This window comes from Photobacterium gaetbulicola, assembly GCF_003025515.1.
Taxonomy (GTDB): Bacteria; Pseudomonadota; Gammaproteobacteria; order Enterobacterales; family Vibrionaceae; genus Photobacterium; species Photobacterium gaetbulicola.
The window spans coordinates 129,498-153,691 of sequence record NZ_PYME01000006.1; the positions used below are offsets into that span (position 1 = coordinate 129,498).

The following is a 24,194-nucleotide window of genomic DNA, read 5'->3' on the forward strand; positions in this document are numbered from 1 at the left end:
ATGTCTGATTATAAGCTTATTCTGGCAGGCCTTTTGTTCAATGTTTATTGGCTTATTGCGGTGTTAGGGCAGCAAGCCTATGTGTGGTTGCTTGTTCTCTCCTTTCTTGCTTGTTGGTGGTTCTTTCCCAAGGTCGGACGGTACGCCTTTCTAATTGCGGGGGCGGGTGTGTTGATGGACGGGATCCTCAGTGCGTCCAACGTTCTGGCTTTTCCGAGTGCATTGCTGCCTTTTTGGCTGGTGATGCTGTGGTTAGGTTTTGGTTGTTTCGTGTGGTTTATGAGGGATCTGGTCAAGCAATATCCGATACATCTGATCAGCTTGATCGGGGGAGTCGGTGGTGCTTTGAGTTATTTTGCCGGATACCGTTTGCAAGCGGTTGAATGGCCGCTGGGGGCTGGTTTAACACTGGTTATTCTCTTTGCTAGTTGGTTGTTTTTCTCACTATTACTTGCGCGGATGTTAAAGCGCAGTGCGTCTTGTTCGGCTTAAACAGTTTCCATTAGCTTATTTTGCAATTGCCCTGTACCAGGGGGAAATATGAAACAATTATTAACCATATCGAGTTATCAAATATTGTTAGCTGCAATACTGTGCTTGTTCACTGTCCACGCCGGGGCCTCGACACCCTGGCAGGTGTGGCCATCTGTCGGAGAGGCTAGGTTAACCTGGGGACCGTGGGTTATTTATGATTCGCAACTGCGCTCACCAGATGGCGTATATCAGGGCGAGGGGGACAATCTTGCTTTGGTTATTCGATACCACCGTAATATCGACAGTGAAGATCTCATTGAAGCAACCAAGGATCAGTGGCGGCACCTAGGGGTAAGTGCGACCAAGCGTGAGCGTTGGAGTCAACGTTTAGAGCAAATCTGGCCGGATGTTAAAAAAGGCGATCGATTGATTTTTGTCTTTAACGACAAACAGGGGGCTTTTTTTCAAGACAATTATCAAATTGGAGTGTTGCAAGATATAGAGATGTCTCAAACTTTTTTGCAGATATGGCTATCGCCAAACACGGCATACCCAGATATTCGCAATCAGTTAATAGGTAAACGCTAATGTCACTAGTTATTGAGTTTAAAAGAAGAGCTTGGCAATACGGGTGGCTTTTCATGTGTTTGTTAGGCTTGTTGGGTTGTAGCGCGGCAATTAAAGATTATCAAAACACCAGACCGGTATTTAACCTGTTCAGATACTTTGACGGCAATGTTGCCGCATGGGGAATGCTGCAAGATCGGAGCTGCAAACAAACCAGGCGCTTTACCGTTGATATCAAAGGCACCGTAGACGATAACACTCTTACTCTAGAGGAGGACTTTGTCTTTGATAATGGTGAAAAACAGCGCCGCGTCTGGGTGATCACCCAGCAACCTGATGGTACTTACACCGGCCGCGCTGATGATGTTGTCGGTAAAGCCAAAGGTATCGCCCTGGGTAATACCCTACATTGGCAATATGTATTGCGAATACCGGTGGATGGAACCTCCTACGACATTACTTTTAACGACTGGATGCATTTGCAAGACGAAAAGCACCTGTTTAATACCGCAAAGATGACCAAGTGGGGCTTTACTGTCGGTAAAGTGACGTTATTTTTCGAAAAGCAGCAGTGAGCCCGTTAGCTCTGCCCCCTCGACATAGCGACGATACGTTTAAGGATCCAGCGCAATAATATTGGGATATTGTCGATGTTCTCTTGTTCAATGAAGTTAATCATTGCCAGGGCGACGTCGGGTTTGGCATGGCGCTTCAATGCGCGCTGAATGATTTTCTTGGGCGTCACTGGAGATTCGATGGGGACATTGGCCAGGTCACGAAAGAGCGGCTCGAAACCGTTGAAAAAAAGAAAGTGCTCGATATCTCTTTTAGGCAAGATGGTTAACCGATGGCGCTCAGCCTCGTTGCCGAGAATGTTCCTGACCGTATCCGCGTATTTTTTGCCGGCCATATCACCGTCGGCGATCATATGCCATTCTATGCCAAAATGGCGTGCCACTTTGATCAGTGGTTTCAACCCGCTTTGGGCGAATTCAATAATCTGTACCCCTTCTGCGGCAAGGTTGTAGCCGCAAATTCGCGCGAGTTCATTAAAGAGCCAGACTTCCGTTTCGCCTTCGACCAATAGCCAGGCTCTGGCAAAGAGCGCACTGGGGCGGTGCACCCTGAGATGGAAAGTTACCCGTCGCTCTTCGTCTCGACTCAGTTTGTGGTTGAGGATCGAGTAGACTTGGGTTTTGCTAGGTTGCCTGATCAGCTTTTGGACGCATTCTAGCGGTACGACAGAGCAGAGATCCGGACTATTCGTGGTCAGAATTTTTTGCATCGGCATTTTGCTGATAAATGTCCAAGCCTGATGCAGGATCGTCGGGTGTAAACGGCCTTCGGGATCTTCTAAGATCATGATTGGTCGAGAAATCCGTTTCAGTTCGACAGGGCCTCTGGCTCTTATGAATGCATTGAGTAGCCCCATTAGCACTAGCCGGCTTTGTTTGGTTGTTTCCGGTTCTGTTAATTGCTCCAGCGGGTTAATAGCGTATTGCGCACGCTCAGGGAAATGGGCTCGATCAAAATGCTGGTTGCGATAATGAGGGGTAAAAGCAAAGTAGTGATCGACCAACGCCCGTAACGCATTAACGCTACTTTTTATCTCGGCTTGGCTCACATGGCCTGGCTTGGTCATTAGACGCCGGCAAGTGTTGTCTAATCGCCGCTGGATTCTAACATTTTCATCATTACGTCGTTCGGCGCCATTGCCGTTACTATGACCGTTGCCATTGCTCCCGTTTTTATTTGTCTCAATGCTTGGCCGGTATTCACGCAGCCGTCTAGCATCTCGTATTCTGACAATCGGGTGTAATACCATCAGCTGCTTGGCGAGCTTATTACTGTCGTCGCAGGGGATGGGATCACCATGCTTGTTGAGAAAACGTCGGTGGGTAGTAATTTTATCATCGTCAACGCTGCTGGTGATCTGGTAGTACAAGGCTTTACATTGGTCTTGGCTTTTGACCCAGACGGATGAAAATGCTTTGTAACGCCGGGCTTTATGTTCTCCGGGGTAGTCTTCGTGCCAGTGGAGAACAATGTTGAGATGATTCATTTTTGCGTGCCCGGCGCTGTAGTCGACATGAAAGTCATCAAAATGGAAAGTATGGAATTTAGCGTCAGGGGATAGGGCGATATCAAGCGCATCGAGCAATGAGGACTTACCCCAGGCATTTTCACCAATAAGGACAGTAAGCTCGTCGAAGGATAGGGACAACCGTTTGATGCCCCTGAAACCGGATATCTCGATGCGTTTTAGCTGCATAGCCACCTCAACATAATGAAACGGGAATGATGTGAAGTAATAATGCTTAGCGTATGTGGCGCTAAAGCGCTTATTGGACCCATACTTTAAGCCTATCTTATAAGTGGCTGATCTGGGGATGTATTTGTCACATTATTGAAAATTTAACTCTCTGAAAGCGCAAGGGAAACTTCTTGTTGTCTGGTTGCCTAGTTGCTATAGTCAGCGTCTAATAACATATACTAACTTATTGATTATCTTGGAGATGTCAGATGGCGAAAATTATCCACTCAATGGTGCGCGTTGGTGATTTGGATAAATCATTGAAATTCTACAAAGAAGCACTGGATCTGGATGTTGCAGAGCAGTTGGATTTCGAAGGCTTTAGCTTGGTGTACCTTCGTAACGAAGAGAATGATATGGAGTTGGAGCTGACCTGGAATGAAGGTACAGAGAGTTACACTCATGGCAGTGGTTACGGCCATATTGCTGTTGCAGTTGATGAACTTGAAGCAGAGCATCAAAAATTGAGCGAACTTGGCTATGAGCCTGCAGATATCAAAGAGTTTTTCCGAGAAGGCCAGCTGTTAGCGAAGTTTTTCTTTGTGCAAGATCCAGATGGCTACAAGATTGAGTTCCTGCAGCGACACGGTCGTTACCAGTAACTGAACCCGTTACTTCTTTCTTGGGGTAACCTGATTAAAACCACGCGCGTTGCCGCGTGGTTTTAAACTTTGTCCTTGTTGAGCATACGGTGGTAGGCTTTGCGCATCGCTAAGCCGGTTGTTATACCGATGATCATAAATAGAACCGCGACGCCCCCTGCCGGTGAAAACGTCGGTAGGGTAATAAGAAGCTGAGAATCATTTCCGCCGAGTGCCAGAGAAGCGCCGACTCCCATAACGGTTCCGGCAAAAAAATGGGAAAGTAGTTGCTTCAAGCGGAATTCAAAATCCCGAAGTGATAGCCGGCTTCTTGCTCCTATAGCCATTCCTGTGACCAAGCCAGCAATAACAGCGTACCTTTCAAGCGCGGGCCAGTTGTCTGTGTCCTGGTGGTAAACACTGTAAGAGATGTCCTTGAGCAACTGGCTAGGGGACCACCGAGGTTCAATTAAGGTCAAGATACTTGCAGTGATCCCGAAAAACATCACCCCGAAAAGTAATTTACGCCGTTCCGGTGTCGTTTTGATTATCGAAAAAAACAAAACTAATAGTAGTGGGATCAGTACTGGCAGGATGGGAGAGTATATTGGTTCAATTGGCCGGTAGCTGACCGCTGGTGTGAGTACGGGTAACAGCAACCAGCCGATGATCCAGCCAACAACGGTTGCCAGCATATAATAATGTCCGCTGGCTAGTTTAGAAATGGTCGAAATCGAGCAGCCTTTATTCAAGGCGGCACCAAGACCAAACAGTATACCTCCAACCAGAAAATGAATGGTGCCATCGAAGCGATTGGCCAAGAACGGGATCCATTCCTTTCCAGTAAAGGGGACGATGAGCCAATACCAGAAGCCGCAGCATAATATGGCTAGTAAGAAGGCTGGACGGCGGGCTATAAGTTCATGCACCGCGCGAACCAGGCAGAGCCCTGTCCGCTGGGCAAGATAGCCTAATACCATGGCAAGAAAGATAGCAAAGATTACTTGCATCATTAGTATCTGTCGTCATTGATTTGTCATGGGTTTAAATATAATAGGTATTTGTAAGTGTGATTTAATTCGCGGTAAGGAGTGTGAAATAAAAATAAATTCTCATAAAAATCTGAGTTTGAACTGCTTTTGATATAAGATAACCTTTCGCAAAATGTGGAGGCCTACAACGTTTTATGAAACAAATTCATCGCTCGGCAAAGATAACATTTGCCCACATCAATGATACTCACTCGCACTTTGAGCCATCGACAATCGCTTTGCAGATCCCTTCGCCTTCTTCTGGGTCAACAATGTCGGTGTTCGCAAGTTGTGGTGGTTTTGCTCGGGTATCGACAGCGGTGAGAGAAGCCAAAAAGCAGGCGATGATGCATGGACGTGAATTTATGTTTGTTCACGCCGGTGATTGCTTTCAAGGAACGTTATTCTTTTCCTTGTACAAAGGAACAGCCAATGCGACCTTGCTCAATGCTATTGGCATAGATGCGATGGCGTTAGGCAACCATGAGCTTGATATGGGCAATCAGGTTGTTGCTGACTTTATGGATCTAGCCAATTTTCCGTTGCTTGCTGGAAACTGGGACTTATCTAACGAAAACAAGGATAAAGCCAATCCCTTGTCCCTTAAGCCAAACGTAATGGCCTATGACAGTGAACACGAGCACGCAAAATATCTTGTCAAGGATGTCGACGGCGAGCCCGTTGCTGTTTTTGGCTTAGCAATTGAAAACATGGCAGGTATTGCCAACCCGGATCCTGACACCCATTTTCTCAATGTGACTGCTGTCGCTCAAAATACCGTTGCTGCGATAAAGCGTGCGGGTATCAATAAAATCGTGGTTCTAAGCCACCTAGGTTACGAACGGGACTTAGAGCTAGCCAGCCAGGTCGATGGTGTTGGTGCGATTATTGGCGGCCACACGCATACAATGCAGGGTGATTTTAGCAATATCGGCTTTAGCGTTGGTGATGAATATGCGGTGCAGATCAACGGAACCTATGTGGTTCAGGCGGGATGCAATGCTCTGGCTCTGGGGCAGCTCGAACTTGACTTCAATGCCGATGGTACAGTGGCGAGAGCCGCGGGTAGAAATCAACTGCTGCTGGGCAGGCAGTTTACTGTTGATGCTAGCCGAAGCGAGCATCTTGATGATTCCACCCATCAGGTGGTGAAAGACTACCTCAGTGCGCAAGGGAACGTGTGCTTCTGTGTAAAAGACCCACAGATAGAAAATGTGCTTAACCAAGACTATCGGCCTGCAGTTAGAGAGCTTCAAACCCAGCAGGTAGCGGTGTTGACTGAATCCCTGCGCCACATCCGAGTTCCGGACCATAAAGGGCCCAGCCAGATAGCGCCACTCGTTGTTGATAGCTTTGTTTGGTCTTCGCGGCAGCGCGGCCATGCGGTTGATTTTGGTATTCACAATGCTGGCGGCGTAAGGGCGTCATTGCATGCCGGACCAATCACTGCGGCAGATATTTCCGGCCGTTTGCTCCCTTTCGCGATAGGGCTTATGGTCTATGAAGTCAGCGGTAAGCAATTGCGGGCTGCACTGGAAGGTGCTATCAACAATGCCATTGATAATGGTGTTGAAGGGACGGGAAGTGGGAGCTTTCCTTATACCTCTCGGTTGAAATACACCTATCGTTGCTGTGCAGCTGAAGGGCAGCGAATTGAGGTGCTGAAACTTTATCGGAATGGCGTATGGGAAGATATTCAGGATCATGCCAATTATCTTTCAGTGTCATCGGGCTATACCGCAACGGGAAAAGAGGGATACGGCGCTTTGGTGAACAGTAATATCGACCCGATACCGTTGAATATCACGATGGCTGATGCCTTTGAGGAATATGCTAGAGATAGGGGCTCGTTCGGTGCTTTTGAGCAGACCATGATCGATTTTATACCGTGCGGCTGTGAACAAGAGCATGTCGCTTAAGCGGTACTGCCTCACAGATAGTTGCTAAATGTAATCTCCGGTAAGTGCTGCTTACCGGTTTTTTTTGATTAAAGTAAATACCTTTCCGGTCGTTATATCTGAACAGATGCTGTTTATTGTTAATTATGTGAATTAAATGAAGCGAATATTGTCCTATTCACAGGATGCGTTTCATATCACAGTATTTTCACGATCTGGGGTCAAGGATGAATAAAGACTGGAACGATATAGCGGTTGTTATGGGGTGGGTATCCGCTTGGGCTGTTTTGATGCATTTTATGCCGACGGCATGAACGGAAGGTTAAACGTTGCCGAGCTCTGATGATACACGGCAACGGTATTAATATCGGGATTAGGCTGTTAGCGTCTCAATAGATTCAGCGTTTGCCACTTCTTTGGCCAAGCGATAGGCAGCCAGATCTTCGATGGTAAGTACTGGCATATTATGCAGTTTGCCAAATTCGATCACTTCAGGCAGGCGGGCCATTGTGCCATCCGGATTAGTCAGTTCGCATAGAACGCCATATGGCTTCATACCGGATAGGCGCATCAGGTCAACCGTCGCTTCTGTATGGCCACGGCGAGCTAGGACACCCTCAGGGTTCGCTTTGAGCGGGAATACATGGCCAGGACGGCTGAGATCTGCTGGTACGGCGTTATCAGCAATTGCCGCCTTGATGGTGGTGACACGATCAGCAGCAGAGACCCCAGTGGTTACCCCTTTGGCCGCTTCGATTGTTACGGTAAAGCCGGTTTGGTTTGCACTGGTGTTATTCTCCACCATCATCGGCAAATCAAGTTGCTTGACGCGCTCATCGGTCAGGCACAGGCAAACAATCCCAGAACATTCGCGGATCATTAGAGCCATCTGCTCACTGGTTAAGGTTTCGGCTGCAAAGATAATATCGCCTTCGTTTTCGCGGTCTTCATCATCAACAACCAAAACACCACGACCTTGGCGGATAGCTTCAAGACCGGCTTCTACGCGCTCAAACGCAGAACCATACGGGGCTAGTAGAGACTGATTCATGGTAAGAAACTCCTAAAATAAACATTTACCAGAATCAGGGCATGGAAAGTCAGCAAGCACAGTCAAACAAGCAACTGGCAAGAAGCAATATACAGCATCACCGCTTGGGTGATCGCACTGTATAGAAAATGCTTGTCCGTTTGATAGACAAGTACTGTACTGAGATCCTCTTTCATCCGGACTATAACCGTCGGCTCTGGAGTGGTAAGGCATTGCCTGACTGAACCAGATCTGCTGACCTTATCAATTGAAAATCAATAAATAAGCGCTCGCGGGCTTTCCTGTTGAAGGACTACCGCCGGTGGGGAATTTCACCCCGCCCTGAGAATTCCTTTGCACTATAAGGAAAAGGAAATTGGTGTGCAAGACGATAGCCGGTATTTATTTGATAATTATGATATCAAGCACTTAATTTATCCCCAGATGTTATTTTGAGTGACCAGTTTGGGGTGAATAATAACGAGTTGTGATGTAGTTGTTTACCCACCTAACCAACAACGGCAGTGCGTAAGTTGGGAGCTGTAGAGCACCAAGCAGTAACAGAAAATCAGGCCCCAAATAAGCGCCAGCAACTGTAAATGTGAGTAACACATTGCGGTTGGAAGATGTTATAGCAGCAAGGAGAGCGATATCTTTGCCCTGGCGTAGATAAAATAAAATACTGGCGACAAAAAACAGCAAGCACAAACCGAAAGAGATGAAGATATAGTGCAATGCTAGCGAAGGAGCGGTATCAAAAATACCTCTCAATGGTCCAACAAGCCCAAACGGAAAAGCAAAAACCAATATGATGGTGACTTGTGAGAGTTTACTGTGAATGCGGGTTAGGGTCGGTCTGGGCACGTAATGGTAAACCAATGCTGAAAATGCCATTGGACAGGCGATAAATATGGCCAAACGCATCAGATAGCTAGCAATATCCAGTGAAAATTCATCATTTTGAAATAGGAGTAAATTGATATAGAGAACTATAGGCATTAACAGCGTGGTAGCGATAGTCATTGCCATTGCTGTTAGAGCATTGAGCCCCACGGAGCGTGCAATAGCCGGGGTTGCGAATAAGGAGCCTGTCGCTGACACTGCAGCAATTGAAATGAGCAGAGAATTAGACGCTCCGAAAAAATACCCGAGGCTGCATGCAAAAACGGTCATGACTACACTGTGAAGCAAGGCGTAACCCCAAGACTTTTTCAGCTTGAGTTCTGCTAGCAGGGCCTTTTGTTCGATGCCAAGCAGTGTAAACAGCATCAGGAAGAACAATACATAAGGTAAAAAAGGGAAAACTATCAATGAAGCTTGTGGCCAAGCCAAGCCTGCCAAGGTTGCTATTATCAGTAAAACTGACGAGTGTTTGGAGATAAAGTGCAGCATCACAACATTCCACAAAATTTAATTGTTGATTTATTGTTACGGTAATGGCTTTTGCAGTGCAAGGGAATACCTAAATAAGCAAAAAATATTCAATTATCGTGTGTTTATTCATAAAGAATACATGACTTTTCATCTGCTGGTTTGGTGGTTTAACGAGGTTTTAACTTATTAGAAAAACTAATCCTTTTGTGGAAATATTGTCATTTTTGGTTGCAATCTGATCAGCTTAAAATAACCACAGTTGATAAAAATACAAACGAGAGGCAATCATGGCACAGGCAATGAACTTTGACACCATCGCAACCCCTACCGCAATGGACAAAAAAGCCTATGCGGTTAATATCAAAGGATTGATTGCACACGCATTTGATATCGTTTTTGGTCGCAAAGATTCACCAAAACAATACAATGTTCAAGATTTACCGGTCCATATCCAGAAAGATATTGGCATGTACCGCTAGACAAATGCAAAAGATGAATACTAAAGCGCTGGTTTACCGGCGCTTTTTTGTTTGTGCTTCAGCGTGTACAGCAAAGTGGAATTTTCTTCGCCAAAGCTTTGGCTATGGTCGGTGATAGGGCGACATCTGAGATAAATCAATCTTATCCGAATGCTGTGCAAAACTTTATCTTACGAAACGGTCAGATTAGCAGATAGTTAGAGGGAAATTCGTTAAAGCGACTAATCTTCAAGAATTTAATCTTGCTTTCATTTTTTTTTATTAGATTATGGCATGATGTCACTGTATAAAAGCGCTTTTTGGAGATAATTGACGTGGGTTTCTTCTCAAAATTATTTGGTTTTAGTAAACAGGAAGCCAAGGCTGAATCTGTGGAGCCGATTGAATATGAAGGTTATTTGATCTACCCAGAACCGAAGGCTGAAGGCGGACAGTTCCGTATAGCTGGGCGAATTTGCAAACAGTTTGATGGTGAAGTAAAAACACACATGTTTGTCCGATCTGATTTGTTATCCTCCAAAGCTGATGCCGAATCTTTCATGATCAACAAGGCGAAGATGTTTATCGATCAAACTGGCGATAAAATATTCAGCTAACCTTTGTTGCCTGCTAGTCTTCTCTACCGCTAGCAGGCAATTTAATTTGGTAGGGAGAGCTGCAACGAATGTATGTAGTGCAACACTCATCAGGGAATGATGATTGTCTTATCCTTTTCAGGACCAACCTCATCTCCTTGGTGTTTTAAACGACAATAACACCTTTCAGATATCTGAAAATGGACACTTCTAGCGTAAAGCTGAGAAAAGTTAGTGATTTATGCATTGTTGAGTGCATACATTATTAATTTTATTTGTGGTTTGACCTCTGTCCAGGTGTTCGGAACGTTATTTTCTTACTGTTAGAAGGTAACATTTGTTAATCATAACAACGCTTATGTAATTTAATTTTGTATTTCAGCTACAAAGTGCTTGATATTGTGTGCGTGGTTGGATAAAAAATTGTTACTTATTTGCCGTAATTTAGGGATTGATAATGCAAATTGGTGTGCCTAAGGAAATATTCGCGAATGAAACGCGGGTAGCTGCTACGCCCAAAACGGTTGAGCAGTTTATAAAAATGGGGTTCAGTGTTGCTGTCGAGCAGAATGCCGGTATTCATGCAAGTTTCGATGATGCTGCGTATGAGGCTGCAGGCGCCACTGTGGTTGGATTAGAAGATGTATGGGCTTCGGATATTATTCTGAAGGTCAACGCGCCACAAGTTAATGACCAAACGGGTGTTGACGAGTTTGACTTGATCAAAGATGGGGCGAGCTTAGTCAGCTTTATTTGGCCCGCTCAAAATGAAGCGTTACTAGAAAAGCTTTCTGGTAAAAACATCAATGTGATGGCGATGGACTCTGTTCCCCGTATTTCACGAGCACAGGCACTCGATGCATTGAGCTCAATGGCTAACATTGCGGGCTATCGTGCAGTCGTTGAAGCGGCTCATGAGTTTGGCCGCTTTTTCACCGGCCAGATTACTGCTGCGGGTAAAGTACCGCCGGCCAAAGTGTTGGTAGCCGGTGCCGGTGTTGCTGGTCTTGCGGCCATTGGTGCTGCAGGTAGCTTGGGGGCTATTGTCAGAGCCTTTGATGTTCGCCCTGAAGTTAAAGAGCAGGTCGAATCCATGGGGGCCGAATTCCTTGAAGTTGATTTTAAGGAAGACACTTCAACCGGTGATGGCTACGCCAAGGAAATGTCTGATGATTTCAACAAGGCGGCAGAGAGGCTGTATGCCGCGCAGGCCAAAGATGTTGATATCATAATCACGACGGCATTGATCCCTGGCCGCCCGGCACCGAAATTGATCACTAAAGAAATGGTTGATTCAATGAAGCCGGGGAGTGTGATTGTTGACTTGGCCGCAGCCAACGGTGGTAACTGTGAGTATGCCGAGGCAGGCAAAGTGATCACGACTGACAATGGGGTCAAGGTGATCGGTTATACCGATATGGTCGGGCGTTTGCCAACTCAGTCATCTCAGCTGTACGGCACGAACTTGGTTAACCTTTTCAAGCTGCTGTGCAAAGAAAAAGACGGCACCATCGATATTGATTTTGATGATGAAGTGCTCCGCGGTCTAACGGTGATCAAGGAAGGTGAAGTTACCTGGCCGGCACCACCGATCAAGGTTTCTGCTGCTCCGGCTCCTGAAGCCCAACCTGTTGCAGAGCCAGTCAAGAAAGAAGAGAAGCCGACCTCACCGGCCAAGAAGTACGGTTTGATGGCGGCGGGTATCGCTGCATTTGGCTGGATTGCAAATTATGCACCAGCGGAATTCCTTTCTCACTTTACTGTTTTTGTATTGGCCTGTGTGGTGGGCTACTACGTGGTTTGGAATGTAACGCATGCACTACACACCCCGCTAATGTCAGTAACAAATGCGATTTCCGGCATCATTATCGTTGGTGCGTTGCTGCAGATAGGCCAAGGTAGTGGTTTAGTGACTTTCCTTGCCTTTATTGCGGTACTGATAGCCAGTATCAACATATTTGGTGGTTTCACCGTAACCAAGCGCATGCTTGAAATGTTCCGTAAAGATAAATAAGGAGTAACAAATGTCTGCAGGAATCGTACAAGCAGCTTACATTGTTGCTGCTGTATTATTTATTATGTCGTTGGCGGGCCTTTCAAAGCAAGAGACGGCACGTTCGGGTAACTACTATGGTATTGCCGGCATGGCAATCGCCTTGATCGCGACCATTTTTGGCCCTGAATCACAGGGTACTGTTTGGGTTATCATCGCGATGATCATTGGTGGTGCGATTGGTATCTACTATGCACGGCGAGTAGAAATGACCGAAATGCCAGAACTGGTTGCTATTCTCCATAGCTTCGTGGGGATGGCGGCAGTGCTGGTTGGCTTCAATACCTATTTCGATCACGGTGAACTAACAGGAGTTATGCTCAATATCCACCTGGTGGAAATTTTCCTAGGGGTATTCATTGGTGCGGTCACCTTTACAGGATCGGTGGTGGCATTTGGTAAGCTTCGTGGCTCGATCTCATCGAAACCGCTTATGCTGCCTCATCGCCATAAGCTCAATTTGGCAGCTGTTGTAGTTTCTTTGTTGTTGATGATTGCCTTTGTCAAGGCAGAAGGCTCGACAGCTGCGCTGGTTGTTGTGACCTTGATTGCATTTGCTTTCGGTTACCATTTGGTTGCATCCATCGGTGGTGCGGATATGCCTGTCGTGGTTTCGATGCTGAACTCATACTCGGGCTGGGCCGCGGCGGCAGCAGGCTTCATGTTAGCTAACGACCTCCTGATTGTAACCGGCGCATTGGTAGGCTCTTCAGGTGCTATCCTGTCCTACATTATGTGTAAGGCGATGAACCGCTCTTTCATCAGTGTTATTGCGGGTGGTTTTGGTACCGACGGTTCGGCCGCGGCAGCGGATGAAGATCATGGCGAACATCATGAAGCATCAGCAGAAGAAGTTGCTGAAATGCTAAAAGATGCACGCTCCGTTATCATTACTCCTGGATACGGTATGGCAGTTGCACAGGCGCAATATCCAGTACATGAAATTACTGAAAAGCTACGTAACAAAGGTGTTGATGTACGCTTCGGTATCCACCCGGTTGCGGGACGACTACCTGGCCATATGAACGTATTGCTGGCGGAGGCAAAAGTTCCGTATGATATCGTTTTGGAAATGGACGAAATTAACGAAGATTTTGCTGAAACAGACGTGGTGTTGGTGATCGGTGCAAATGACACGGTTAACCCTGCTGCGCTAGAAGATCCAAACAGTCCAATTGCGGGGATGCCTGTGCTGGAAGTGTGGAACTCCAAGCATGTTATTGTCTTCAAGCGTTCGATGAATACGGGTTATGCCGGCGTGCAGAACCCGTTATTCTTCAAAGAAAACTCACAGATGCTATTTGGTGATGCGAAAGAGTCTTGTAATAAGATCCTAGAGCATATCTAAGTAGGGCTTGTCTGCTCACAATGAGACAGCTGTTGAAAGGGAGCCTTTGGCTCCCTTTTTTATGGCCTGCGTTTACCCAAAGGTGGGTAAGTGTTGAATGGCAAAATTCCTAGTAGCGATAATGAGTTGTTAGTAAAAGCAAAATAACGATAGAATTAAGTTTTTGTATACAATAGCCGTTCTTTTTTGAGGTAACTTACGCGGTTTGAATGCACATTTATCCATCAGGCTAATGACAAAGCCCTGACATATCCGAAAAGCGGGGTGATAGACTTCACTTATGAAAAAATACGTCTTACTGTTCTCACTGCTGTTTGTCGGCACCGATACTGCGTTGGCAGAAAACTTACCCGAGCGCCTCAATGCGGTCCGGGCTGAGCTATTAGAAAGTGATTCAGTAGCGACTTATGATTTCAGACAGCTACAAGGGCAGTTTCCAACGCAACTATTGTTACCGTCAGCGCTGCTACCTCAATCGGCGACATACCCACTGAAATCATTGCAGCGGTTATATAATAACTCGCTGACTTGTAAGGGCCCATGGCCGGTAACGCCTTTGCTAACTCAGCCGCTGGTATTTACCCGGGCAATTTGTAATAACACCGTTTTACCGATCGGCTGGTTCTCTAGAGCGGGCTATATTCATCCTGGCGGGGGAAGTTATGCATCAAGGTATTTGGAAAAGCACCCGGATCTTGGGGAAAAGCTTGGTGATTTTCTTCATATCCAAGAACGGGATTTAGCACCGACTAATACTGCGCTCGGGCGGCTGCAACGGATGAGTCGTGATGAGATTCACGTCTATGTTGCTGGTGCAGAAGCCTTTATATCGAATGGCGAGCTGTGGATTCGCAATGGGAATGAGTACCATGTGTATGATCAGCCCAGGTGGTCGCCAATCCTCAACAAGTTTGATGTGAATTTTACCCGCTTGAATACAACCAGCTTTTGTATACTGAAAAGCGGTAATATCTGTTGGGAAGAAGAAGATAAGTCACACTTAACTTTCTACCTATTGGTAGGCCTGTTGGTGGTAAACATCAGCCTGTTGTTTGGCTGGGGTTTCTATCGCTGGCGAATTCGCCGACGAGCCATGCAAGAGCGGATGTTGGTCCTTCAGATACTGACTCACGAGCTGCGCACTCCCATAGCGAGTTTGGCGATGACAGTCGAGGGTTTTCGTCGACACTTTGATGCGTTGCCGGAAACCTTATATGATGAGTTTAGGCGACTGACAGAAGATTCTCGGCGCTTGAGACAACTTGCGGAAGCAAGTAAAGATTATTTACAAGCGAATCAACAAGAACTAAGTGTGCAACATGTTGATTCGTTTAATGAGTGGGTAGAGTACCTGAGCGAGCCGTATGAAGTAACACTGGATCTCACTGAGGATCGCCCTGTAGATGTGAACATATATTGGTTGGGTACCTGTATTGACAATTTGTTGTCAAATGCCCACAAGTATGGCGTAAAGCCAGTAAAATTAACGTCATCGTATTCAAACGGAAAACTCATTGTAAGCGTTTCAGATAACGGTCAGCTTGGTGCAAAAGACTGGGCAAGATTAAGAAAGCCATTCGTAAGCGAACGCGGACTCGGGCTTGGGCTTACAATCGTTGAATCGATGATCCGAAGAATGGGAGGGCGAATGAAATTAGTTGGCCCTCCGACAACTTTTATATTGGAGATACCGTGTGAATCAAACTCTGCTTCTGGTTGAAGATGACCGCAACCTTGCCGATGGTTTACTCGAGAGCTTAAAAGGGGCAGGTTACCACTGCCTATATGCTGATTGTGCGTCTAATGTTGCTGAGCTGTGGGCTCAGGCTGATCTCGTTGTACTTGACCGTCAGTTGCCTGAAGGTGACTCTCTAAGTTACCTGAGTGATTGGTTGAAGATTAAACACGTTCCTGTGATTTTGCTCACTGCGATGGTGTCGGTTACCGACAAAGTCATTGGCCTTGATTCTGGTGCCAAGGATTACCTAACAAAGCCATTTGCAGAAGAAGAACTTCTTGCTCGAATTCGCCTTCACCTTCGCTCCGGCGCACCCGAGGCAGCCCCGAGCAATACGGTAGCGGTTGGCAACATTACCATCGACCTTGATAGTCGTGAAGTGAATCAAGGGGGTGACAGTGTCACATTGACCCGTACCGAATTTGAACTGCTGGTATTTTTGGCAAAAAATGCTGGGCGAGTGTTTACTCGGGATGAACTTCTTGATCAGGTTTGGGGCTATAACCATTATCCCACAACCCGAACTGTAGATACGCATATCCTTCAATTGAGACAAAAACTACCGGGTATTGAAATTGAAACCTTGCGTGGGGTTGGTTATCGAATGAAGTCTGCATAGCTTATTATGTCCAATTTATCGATTGCCTGTTCACTGTTGGTTTTGCATTCGGCGCTGTGGGCGCCGAATGTTCTTGCCAGCTGGTTTGTTTCTCAAGATGTTTTCTCGATGGGCCATCAAAAGCTACTTGAGGGCAAAACCAGCGAGAGTTTTGATGCTATGGTACAAGCTTGGCAGCAATCTCCCAGCGTAGATCAACAAAATAACCTCAATGATTTGCTCCAGCTTGCAATCACCGAAGATTGTGGGCGCAGTCTTGATGGTACTGCATTGCCACCATGGTTAACGACCCTGGGTATCCAGCGTGAGATGGTGCAAAACCAAAATCAGGTTTTGCCTCGCTTGGTCATTACCGGAACGTCTGAGCAGCGAATCACTAATATCGACTTTATTCGCTGGCCTGAAGAGCCTGTGCTGTCTGCGACGCCAAAAACCAATAATGGCGGTTATTTTTCTATAGAAACTAGACGATTGGAAAAAGCCAGCAGTGAAGGACTATATCAGATGATCATCAGTGCGGATGGTGAGCAAAGCTATAAGACTTGGGTGCTTCTTACTCGGCCTCACAGCAAGCAGCGCATAGGTTGGGTAGACAGCCGAAATTGGCGGATTGAAAGGAACGGTCTTCCTGACAAAGTCTGCCCATCCCCTGTTTTGTCAATGAATATATACGATCTCAATGACACATCATGGACACCACTATGGACAGAGAATGTCGATGGTAAGCTCCCCACGACTTTGCCTGATATCGATCTTCCTGATGGCCGTTATTGGTTGAGTGTCGGTATTATTCACAGCCGATGGCAGGGGGAAATTGCTATCCGTGATATCCAGAGTATTACTCGACCGGTCGAACATTCAGACATGTAAACTCAGCTGAACAGTCAATAGCTGGTCGGTGTGGTTGTTATAAGATTATGATTTTAAAGTTTTTTTACATTTCTGCAGATTAACTCTTAAAGGTGTATTTTCATTGCAACTTTAAAGGTGTATTATTTATGCGTGTTTAAAGTGGGTGATGAAACCATGATGCAAATTCTTGATAGCGAAAAAGAGCAAAAGATCCTGCCTCTCTTTCGCTTAGCCTTCCGACCGTTTTTCCTTGCAGCCAGTATGTTGTCTGCCGTCTCCATGTTGCTGTGGGGAGGATTCTGGGCAGGTAATACTGCACTGTCAGGTTATATGTATAGCAATCCAATTTGGTGGCATAGCCATGAAATGCTATTTGGCTTTACGGGTGCAATTATCATTGGCTTCTTGTTAACCGCAGTACAAAACTGGACCGGAAATCCTGGGGTTAGGGGCTGGAAGCTCGCGGTAATTTTTGCTTTTTGGCTGATTGCAAGGCTGGGTATGTTTACCAGTACGCCACATGTTCTCTGGATGGTGATTGATCTTATGTGGATGCCATTGGCTGCTGGTTTTCTTGCTCAGCCGATTATCATGCGTCGCCAGTGGAACAACTTGTTTTTTGCTCCCTTGATTGTACTAATGACAGTACTGAACGCTTTATTTCACCTCATTGCGTTAGGGGGGAGTGATATTCCACTGCGCGCTGTGTCTTTTGCAACGGTTATGGTCATCAGTGTTATCGTGCTTGTCGTTGGCGGAAGGGTGATCCCTTTCTTTACCTGGCGCGGGACACACACTGAGCAGATTACCCGAATTAAAGGGTTGGAATATGGTGCTTTGGTGCCTAGTTGGTTGCTATTGCTCAATGTTTTACTGCCTTTGCCGGAGCAAGTATCGGCATTCACACTTCCCGCATTGCTAGCGGTAGCGAGTATCATGCATTTGATCCGCTTCGTTCGCTGGCGCACGCTATCCACAATACGTGTTCCATTACTTTGGTTATTGCACTTCGCTTACCTTGCGATGATTGTCGGTATGCTATTGCTAGCCGAACACTATTCAACTGGCCGCATGAACTATAGTATTGCGCTACATATAGTTACTGTCGGCGGTATTGGTTGTATGATCTTGGCTATGATAGCACGGGTCTCTCTTGGCCATACCGGGCGGGCGTTACAGATTAAGCCCATAATAGTCGTCGCATTTGTTGCCTTGGTGCTGGCGACACTCTCCCGTACGCTACTTATTGCCTTACAGCCAACGATGACGATTCAGGGCTATATCATTTCAGCTGGATTGTGGGCGTTGGCCTTTGCAATCTTTTCAGTGGTGTATTGCCCGATCTTAACTCAGCCCCGTATAGATGGTCGGCCGGGTTAAATAGCAGGTGACAATATCGACTCAAGTCAATAAACTATGTGCTCTATTATTTCGGGTAAGATGAATTATGTTTAACAACACGCCGACATTGACTCACGCGCAGCAACAAGAAGCTGCGGAAAAAATCCATGAGCTGATGGCACAAGGGATCAGCAGTGGTGAAGCAATTATGATGGTCGCTAATGCAATTCGTGAAGCGGAAGCGAAAAAAGCAGAGTCGGAAGACGATCAGCGTTAATTTGTCTTACCCCTGATACAAATTACATAAAACGGGCACCTATCGGTGCCCGTTTTTTCATCAAATCGTGCAATAAATCCCAGTTGTTTGTCGCTAATTGAGTAAAATCGAGCTTATAAGAGTGTTCATACCCTAATTTATGATCTGGCCTTATTGGGTTGGGGTATGGTCGTTGTCAGGTTTAGATGAAGGAGGGAAGGATGAATAACCGTTACCTCAAGGCCCGTACATTGGCACGGGCCAAGCACACAGGACAGATGTACGGTGACGTTCCATATTATATCCATCTCGATGCAGTTTCTCGTTTGGCAAGCCCGTTCGGCACTGATGCAATGATTGTGGCACAGCTGCATGATGTACTTGAAGATACTGAAACAACGATAGACGAATTGGTCGCGGATTTTGGTTTTCTAGTCGCTGACGCGGTCAGCTACATGACAGATGACAAACTAGAAAATAGACAAGCCAGAAAGGATCACATTAACCTGCGACTTGCAACGCTGGATACGGTCGAAGAGGCGGCAAGAATTGCCTTAATCGTCAAAGCCTGCGATCGTTTGGCAAATGTACGCGCGAGCTTGTACAGCAATCACCATTATTACCAGCTTTATCAGGAAGAACACCACGTATTCAAACAGTCGGTATATCGCAAAGGCTTGTGTGAAGCCATTTGGTGGGAGCTTGATAATTTATTACGTTATTCGGAAGCATCATAAAAAAGGGCTCATATTGAGCCCTTCTTGTTATATTTTACCGACAATAGCCAGACTTATCCTTCATCGTAAATGGTAGGAATTGGCTGGCGTTTGTGCTGCGTTGCGTTGTAGATCCCCACCAAGCGCTCGGCAACATGCTTGTCGATGGCTTTGCCTTCAAGGAAGTCATCAATTTGGTCGTAGCTGATATTCAGAGCATCTTCGTCAGCTTTTTGTGGAGCGAGCTCTTCGAGATCTGCGGTTGGAACTTTGAACACAAGTTGTTCTGGAGCCCCGAGCTTAGCCGAAACTTGACGCACTTGGCGTTTGCTCAGGCCGAATAGCGGAGCAAGATCGCAAGCACCATCACCGAACTTGGTGTAGAAACCGGTGATATTTTCAGCCGAGTGATCTGTTCCCAATACTAGGCCACCGACTAAGCCGGCAATCTCATACTGGGCAATCATGCGGGTACGGGCTTTTACATTGCCTTTAACGAAATCGACAGTGCCTTCACTCTCTGGCGTAAGGCCTGTGCCTTCCAGCGCCTGAAGCGTGCTGGCATGGATGCCGTCTACACCGTCTTTGATATTGACGCTAACAGAATGGCTAGGCTGGATAAATGACAGTGCAAGTTGCGCTTCGTCCTCGTCTTTTTGTTCACCATAAGGTAAACGGACGGCAATGAATTGATACGCTTTAGTTTGTTCGGTAGCATTCAAGCCTTCAATGGCAAGCTGGGCTAGACGGCCGAGTGTGGTTGAATCAACACCACCACTGATACCTAAAACCAGTGATTTGCATCCTGACTGTTTGAGTTTCTTCTGAATAAACGCAATTCGGCGCTCAATTTCAAAGTCCACATCAATTTCTGGTAATACGCGCATTTCGTCGCGGATTAACTGTTCCATAATGAATCAATCCTCAGGGGCGTGCCCAATTTGTAACCACATAGCGTTATTTAATGCAAAAAAAAGATGAAATGCACTAAACCTTTTGCAAAATATGCGATAACTCTATGTAAGGATCAATCCTCTTACGCGAAATAAGTAAAATATTCAGCAAAACGGCATAAAAAAAGGACATTCCAGTCATGACAGCATCAATTGCCATTTTCGGTAGTGCATTTAATCCACCGAGCCTTGGCCATAAGTCAGTGATCGAGCGTTTAACTCATTTTGATAAGGTTATTTTACTCCCAAGCTTCAGCCATGCATGGGGTAAGCAGATGTTAGACTTCGATTTGCGTTGTCAATTGGTGCAAGCTTTTATTGAGGATCTTGCAATGGATAACCTCGAGCTCTCGACACTTGAAAAAGAGATTGCGGTAGGGGATGAAGCCATTACCACATTTGCAGTGCTCGAGGCATTAGAACAACAGTATCCGGCGGCACACCTAACCTTCGTCATTGGTCCAGACAACTTTCTCAATTTTGCTAAGTTCTTCAAGGCTGATGAAATCATGAAGCGGTGGCAGGTACTAGCCTGTCCCGAGACGGTCAAGGTCCGAAGCACCCAAATTCGTGAGCAGATTATCAATAATCGAAAAATCTCACATTTAACGACAAATAAGGTTGCTACAATGCTGAGTGAGAATAAGTGGTATGTCAATTAGGTGTTGGCAGTGTCGTAATGTTGTAGTGAGTATGGTTAAGCAGTAATCATGTTTGTGTTGTCGTTATCTTCCGGACTGTTGTTATCAAGTTTCTATTTGAACGCAACACCCTGCCTACCTCCTTCGGACGGTCAATCATCTCAACAGCTGGTAACAGATAGTTACAGCACAGACAGGCCAGAATGTTTCCCCTTTACTTTGTCAGACGCCTATGTTGGTGAAGCGAAAGGTCCCAGCCAATTAGAATGGAAACTTGCAAGTAAACCCAAAGAAAGTTTTTGGGACAATTGGGCTCGAGAGTTCGATTCACCTTTTTTGTCTTCGACAGTATCGTCCAGTTTTTATGGCTTAGGCGTATGGATGCCTGAGAAGTTTGCTGAGGACGACTTGCTCGATGTGGATGAAATCAAAGAGCTGATCAAGAAATACGGATTACAAATGAGTTTTGGAATCGGTGGTGAAAACGGCCGGTCACCACGGTTACGTTTGGACTATCGGTGGCATGAGGATCGCGATTTGGAGGATGTGTTTATCCAAGTTGAGATCCCATTTCAGTAAAGATACCACCCCTCACTTTTTGATTTACTGTTCAAGCACTTTGGAGGCAAGTTTATTGGCCTCATAGCCATCCAAGTTCGCCTCGTAGAAAGAATACACTTTGATTTCGGGAAAGCGTTCAGCCATTAATGCTCGATCTCTTTCGGCCTGGTAGCTGTGGCGAATAAGGCCCAAACCGGTAGGGTATGGGGTATTCCAAAGTTGACTGTTAGCAACCAGGCTAGATGTCATGAATTGCCCAATGTACGTGACTTGGTGCTCGGTAATATCAAAATATATCGCCAGATCCTGGTTGGATTTGGAGCGAACAGTCTGCCTTCCATTGGTGCCTTTGAATTGAACTTGGTTGATTTCATAGCGTCCGACAGGAAGTTCAGCAACGAAAATTTGGCCTTTGTCTGTCGCCGACTCGAAATCGGTTTTAGTTTGCGTATTTGTTAGGCTAATTGTTTGGGCTCTACCTAGAGGCCGAATAGATAGGGTAGTAATGATCCCCTCACCAGTTGACGGCCACTCAGTTGTGACACCTAAGCTACCGGCAAGGTAACCTGTTTCGTGCGTGCTGGTTGCAATCTCATCAGGGACTTTGATGTAGATGCCGTTGCTACATCCCCACAGCAGAATAAATGAAGTCAGAATGATGAAGCGTTTCATTTTTGGCGTCCTTGCAAATAAAATTGCTATTGTATCTTTCGGCTATGCCATGGGTTATTAAACCTTATACACAACGAATAAGACAGATGTGTCACCCAGATTTGTTAATTTGGTACATGAATTAATAATTAGCACGAAATAAACCGCAAGAGACGGTGCTCAGTGTGGTGGTATCTAAGTAAAGAAACAAATACATATTTCGTTTAGCCTTATGTTACTCTAGCAAAAAATCACCTGTAAGTTGTAATGAGTTGTATTGTTATTCGTAAATTAAGGTCGGCATTTTGTTTGGGTGATCGCGAGGGGTTGGCGTTCAAGCTGTTTTCGTCGTTTGCGCTTAGCTTGTTTATCATATTATTGCTGCAGCATCTTGCAGAAGCCGCGATGATAAGAGGGTTATTGCATATCCCTGAAAAAATCAAAACAGAAATGGTTGAGCTGTCCTATCAGGCTGAAGTAAATATCCAAGCAGGCGACATGGATGAACTGGCCGATTGGGAACGAGGACAGAAATATTATTTATTTGTGCTTGATCACAATCAGCAGGTGATAAGTGGGCGGGATATGCATCCGCACTTCGAGTTCAAGCTGCAATTTGCCCGAGATATTGACACCATTTTTGATAACAAGGTAAACCAGCCAATCATCGCGCTTCCACTGAGGACAGGGCATACCTTGGTCATACAGTTTCCATATGAACGTCATCCAGCGCGTTACTTTACTTACTACTTCACGATAATTCAGGTTGTGATTGCGGGGTTGATTCTCGGCGCGCTGTCACTGCTGTTAGCAAGGTATTTACAAACGCCACTAAATAAGCTGAAGATAGCCAGCCATCGGCTAGCGGAAGGTGATTTCTCGGTAAGGGTGGGTCGCGAAGTGGGTGATACAGTGACCGAATTTACTGCATTGGCAAATAGTTTTGATCATATGACCCGACGTATCAACGTATTGTCAGAGAAACAAAAGTACTTGATCAGGGATGTTTCCCATGAATTGAAAACACCTCTGGCGCGACATGATTTGGCTTTACACCTACTAAGACGCAAACTCCCCCAAGAGTACCATGGCTTGTTAACGCGTCTAGAGCGCGAATCGACAGAAATGAATATGTTGGTTAGCGAGATCCTCGAATACAGCAGGCTTGAAAATGCTAGCTATCAGTTAAAGCTGCATCCTACGGACCTTTCCTGTTTGTGTGTATTACAAGTTGAAAAAATGCAGGATGCCTTAATGGAGCATCAAACGCTGTGCTACACAGCTGCAAGCGTTGAACAGCTTGCGCTGGTAGACCGCGGGTTGATCTTGCGTATTTTGAATAATTTGATTGGCAATGCCATCAAGTATGCGGGTGAGCAAGCGAATATCCGTGTATCGGTGAGTGCTACGGAAAATAATGAGTTAGAACTGTGGGTCGAAGATGACGGGCCAGGCATATCACCACAGTGCATCGAAACCATCTTTGACCCCTTTACCCGGGTACAGTCTTCGCGTGAGAAACAATCGGGTGGATACGGGCTGGGGCTTGCTATTGTCAAGGAGGCGGCCTCTATTATGAACGGTAGAGTCGGTGCGGAAAACCTCACAAATGGTTTTAGGGTTAGAGTTAAATTGCCTACAACATTCTGATTTTCATAAAAAAGAAAGCCCGGTGCGAATGCATCGGGCTGTGTGTTATTTCTTTAGTCGTTCAACATCGATTACATTTTTGAATTTACTGGCTTTGCTGAAGATATAGTCTACGTCCGGCGGAAAGTCTTTATTGCTTTTGGCATGCTTCATCATGTCGAAGACTGTGAATTCAGCCATTACAGCGTACTGGTATTCTTTGAAGTCACCTTCGGCCTGCAGTGTAGGATCAAAGTACTGATCGCCTTTACGGATAATTGCATGGTCAATCACTTCATTTTCTAGGCGATAGCCGAGAACGTAACGCTCACCTTTACCGTAGATGACATTCATATAGCTGTTATAGAAACATTCACCCTCGTTAGATGTACACGATTCAAGTACATCCTCGTCCATCGCAGAGACGGTGACGATACGCATTTTGTCTGCTTTTAGGTTAAGGGCTGTCAGTTGCTGACGAACGTTATCTAGGTTTACTTCTGTCACTTCAAA

The 24,194-nt window shown here is 45.9% G+C and carries 25 protein-coding genes and 1 riboswitch; of the genes, 18 read left to right on the forward strand and 7 right to left on the reverse strand.

All coding sequences use genetic code 11. The features are described from left to right. Genes C9J03_RS07225 through C9J03_RS07235 form a run of 3 tightly spaced genes read left to right on the forward strand, consistent with a single transcriptional unit; the run spans position 1 to position 1,616 of the window. A complete protein-coding gene (locus tag C9J03_RS07225; protein WP_197078547.1) occupies positions 1-492 on the forward strand; it encodes a DUF2878 domain-containing protein in 492 nt (163 codons plus the stop codon). Positions 493-540: 48 nt separating this feature from the next. Next, the gene (locus C9J03_RS07230; RefSeq protein ID WP_044621154.1) at positions 541-1,062 is read left to right on the forward strand and encodes a chalcone isomerase family protein; all 522 of its coding nucleotides are present in this window, start codon (positions 541-543) and stop codon (positions 1,060-1,062) included. A 53-nt stretch (positions 1,063-1,115) separates the two neighbouring features. Continuing rightward, positions 1,116-1,616 (forward strand): DUF3833 domain-containing protein, encoded by a 501-nt coding sequence (locus tag C9J03_RS07235; RefSeq protein WP_197078546.1) that lies wholly within the window; start codon positions 1,116-1,118, stop codon positions 1,614-1,616. 5 nt (positions 1,617-1,621) lie between these two features. Here C9J03_RS07235 and C9J03_RS07240 read toward each other — a convergent pair whose 3' ends face one another. Then, a complete protein-coding gene (locus tag C9J03_RS07240; protein WP_044621152.1) occupies positions 1,622-3,313 on the reverse strand; it encodes an ATP-dependent endonuclease in 1,692 nt (563 codons plus the stop codon). Between the two features lie 251 nt (positions 3,314-3,564). On the opposite strand from C9J03_RS07240, the gene C9J03_RS07245 reads away from it, so the two are divergent. After that, the gene (locus C9J03_RS07245) at positions 3,565-3,957 is read left to right on the forward strand and encodes a VOC family protein (RefSeq protein WP_044621151.1); all 393 of its coding nucleotides are present in this window, start codon (positions 3,565-3,567) and stop codon (positions 3,955-3,957) included. 62 nt (positions 3,958-4,019) lie between these two features. On the opposite strand, the gene C9J03_RS07250 is transcribed toward C9J03_RS07245, so the two are convergent. Then, positions 4,020-4,949 carry a YeeE/YedE thiosulfate transporter family protein gene (locus tag C9J03_RS07250; RefSeq protein WP_044621150.1) on the reverse strand — a complete coding sequence of 310 codons (930 nt, stop codon included), beginning with the start codon at positions 4,947-4,949 and terminating at the stop codon, positions 4,020-4,022. A 173-nt stretch (positions 4,950-5,122) separates the two neighbouring features. Here C9J03_RS07250 and C9J03_RS07255 point away from each other — a divergent pair, with 173 nt between their 5' ends. Beyond that, on the forward strand, positions 5,123-6,886 hold the full coding sequence (locus C9J03_RS07255) for a bifunctional metallophosphatase/5'-nucleotidase (RefSeq protein ID WP_044621149.1): 1,764 nt from the start codon (positions 5,123-5,125) through the stop codon (positions 6,884-6,886). 352 nt (positions 6,887-7,238) lie between these two features. On the opposite strand, the gene ribB is transcribed toward C9J03_RS07255, so the two are convergent. Both ribB and C9J03_RS07265 read right to left on the reverse strand, forming a co-directional pair. After that, positions 7,239-7,916, reverse strand: coding sequence for a 3,4-dihydroxy-2-butanone-4-phosphate synthase (gene ribB, locus C9J03_RS07260; RefSeq protein WP_044621148.1), 678 nt, complete (start codon positions 7,914-7,916; stop codon positions 7,239-7,241). Positions 7,917-8,076: 160 nt separating this feature from the next. After that, a riboswitch (FMN riboswitch) is annotated at positions 8,077-8,249 on the reverse strand. Positions 8,250-8,342: 93 nt separating this feature from the next. Then, on the reverse strand, positions 8,343-9,287 hold the full coding sequence (locus C9J03_RS07265; protein WP_044621147.1) for a hypothetical protein: 945 nt from the start codon (positions 9,285-9,287) through the stop codon (positions 8,343-8,345). 269 nt (positions 9,288-9,556) lie between these two features. Here C9J03_RS07265 and C9J03_RS07270 point away from each other — a divergent pair, with 269 nt between their 5' ends. The 10 genes from C9J03_RS07270 (at position 9,557) to C9J03_RS07315 (ending at position 19,267) form a co-directional block, all read left to right on the forward strand. Continuing rightward, entirely contained in the window at positions 9,557-9,748 is a 192-nt protein-coding gene (locus C9J03_RS07270; protein WP_039461026.1) for a hypothetical protein, read from the forward strand. A gap of 314 nt (positions 9,749-10,062) precedes the next feature. Then, complete coding sequence (locus C9J03_RS07275; RefSeq protein WP_044621146.1) at positions 10,063-10,344, forward strand: HlyU family transcriptional regulator; 282 nt, start codon at positions 10,063-10,065, stop codon at positions 10,342-10,344. Positions 10,345-10,780: 436 nt separating this feature from the next. Continuing rightward, positions 10,781-12,337, forward strand: a complete 1,557-nt coding sequence (gene pntA / locus C9J03_RS07280) for a Re/Si-specific NAD(P)(+) transhydrogenase subunit alpha (protein ID WP_044621145.1) — start codon at positions 10,781-10,783, stop codon at positions 12,335-12,337. 10 nt (positions 12,338-12,347) lie between these two features. Next, complete coding sequence (gene pntB / locus C9J03_RS07285) at positions 12,348-13,724, forward strand: Re/Si-specific NAD(P)(+) transhydrogenase subunit beta (protein ID WP_044621144.1); 1,377 nt, start codon at positions 12,348-12,350, stop codon at positions 13,722-13,724. Positions 13,725-14,004: 280 nt separating this feature from the next. Beyond that, positions 14,005-15,444 carry a sensor histidine kinase VxrA gene (vxrA, locus tag C9J03_RS07290; RefSeq protein WP_044621143.1) on the forward strand — a complete coding sequence of 480 codons (1,440 nt, stop codon included), beginning with the start codon at positions 14,005-14,007 and terminating at the stop codon, positions 15,442-15,444. After that, a complete protein-coding gene (locus C9J03_RS07295) occupies positions 15,419-16,081 on the forward strand; it encodes a response regulator transcription factor (protein WP_044621142.1) in 663 nt (220 codons plus the stop codon). Before vxrA ends, C9J03_RS07295 begins: the two co-directional genes overlap by 26 nt. A 6-nt stretch (positions 16,082-16,087) precedes the next feature. Continuing rightward, entirely contained in the window at positions 16,088-16,951 is an 864-nt protein-coding gene (locus tag C9J03_RS07300; RefSeq protein ID WP_052829620.1) for a DUF2861 family protein, read from the forward strand. Positions 16,952-17,107: 156 nt separating this feature from the next. Continuing rightward, positions 17,108-18,313, forward strand: coding sequence for an NnrS family protein (locus C9J03_RS07305; protein ID WP_197078545.1), 1,206 nt, complete (start codon positions 17,108-17,110; stop codon positions 18,311-18,313). A gap of 67 nt (positions 18,314-18,380) precedes the next feature. Further along, positions 18,381-18,551 carry a YoaH family protein gene (locus C9J03_RS07310; RefSeq protein WP_082060477.1) on the forward strand — a complete coding sequence of 57 codons (171 nt, stop codon included), beginning with the start codon at positions 18,381-18,383 and terminating at the stop codon, positions 18,549-18,551. A 200-nt stretch (positions 18,552-18,751) separates the two neighbouring features. Further along, positions 18,752-19,267 (forward strand): HD domain-containing protein, encoded by a 516-nt coding sequence (locus C9J03_RS07315; RefSeq protein ID WP_044621141.1) that lies wholly within the window; start codon positions 18,752-18,754, stop codon positions 19,265-19,267. A 53-nt stretch (positions 19,268-19,320) separates the two neighbouring features. Here the strand turns inward: C9J03_RS07315 and nadE are convergent, their stop codons facing one another. Further along, positions 19,321-20,157, reverse strand: coding sequence for an ammonia-dependent NAD(+) synthetase (nadE, locus tag C9J03_RS07320; RefSeq protein ID WP_044621140.1), 837 nt, complete (start codon positions 20,155-20,157; stop codon positions 19,321-19,323). A gap of 182 nt (positions 20,158-20,339) precedes the next feature. On the opposite strand from nadE, the gene C9J03_RS07325 reads away from it, so the two are divergent. Together C9J03_RS07325 and C9J03_RS26465 are read left to right on the forward strand one after the other, a co-directional pair. Continuing rightward, a complete protein-coding gene (locus C9J03_RS07325) occupies positions 20,340-20,861 on the forward strand; it encodes a nicotinate-nicotinamide nucleotide adenylyltransferase (RefSeq protein WP_044621139.1) in 522 nt (173 codons plus the stop codon). 48 nt (positions 20,862-20,909) lie between these two features. Next, complete coding sequence (locus C9J03_RS26465) at positions 20,910-21,419, forward strand: hypothetical protein (RefSeq protein WP_044621138.1); 510 nt, start codon at positions 20,910-20,912, stop codon at positions 21,417-21,419. A 24-nt stretch (positions 21,420-21,443) separates the two neighbouring features. On the opposite strand, the gene C9J03_RS07335 is transcribed toward C9J03_RS26465, so the two are convergent. After that, positions 21,444-22,073: a hypothetical protein gene (locus C9J03_RS07335; RefSeq protein WP_044621137.1), complete on the reverse strand. Its 630-nt coding sequence runs from the start codon at positions 22,071-22,073 to the stop codon at positions 21,444-21,446. Between the two features lie 246 nt (positions 22,074-22,319). Here C9J03_RS07335 and C9J03_RS07340 point away from each other — a divergent pair, with 246 nt between their 5' ends. Further along, a complete protein-coding gene (locus C9J03_RS07340; RefSeq protein ID WP_044621136.1) occupies positions 22,320-23,702 on the forward strand; it encodes an ATP-binding protein in 1,383 nt (460 codons plus the stop codon). A 45-nt stretch (positions 23,703-23,747) separates the two neighbouring features. Here C9J03_RS07340 and C9J03_RS07345 read toward each other — a convergent pair whose 3' ends face one another. Next, positions 23,748-24,188, reverse strand: coding sequence for a hypothetical protein (locus C9J03_RS07345; protein ID WP_044621135.1), 441 nt, complete (start codon positions 24,186-24,188; stop codon positions 23,748-23,750). Positions 24,189-24,194 lie beyond the last annotated feature (6 nt).